Consider the following 260-nt stretch of genomic DNA (forward strand, 5'->3'; position numbering starts at 1 on the left):
CTGCTGGTCACCGACAACGTCGGTGCGTACCAGGGCCCGGTCGTGAGCGGCGACACCACCGATGACAACACCCCGACCCTGAGCGGCAGGGCCGAGCCGGGCAGCACGGTGAACATCATCGACAACGGCCAGGTCATCGGCACCGCGAAGGTGAACCCGGACGGCACCTGGAGCTACACCCCGGACCAGCCGCTGGCGAACGGCGCACACGACCTGACCACCACCGTCACCGATCCATCGGGCAACACCGGGCCGGAAGG

The 260-nt window shown here is 68.8% G+C and carries 1 protein-coding gene; it reads left to right on the forward strand.

Features of this window, described 5'->3' with window-relative positions; translation table 11 throughout:
• A partial coding sequence (locus AK59_RS01000000124000) for an Ig-like domain-containing protein (protein ID WP_032618792.1) occupies positions 1 to 260 on the forward strand: 260 nt, incomplete at both ends.

The organism is Enterobacter sp. T1-1 (assembly GCF_000710795.1).
GTDB classification, from domain to species: Bacteria; Pseudomonadota; Gammaproteobacteria; order Enterobacterales; family Enterobacteriaceae; genus Enterobacter; species Enterobacter cloacae.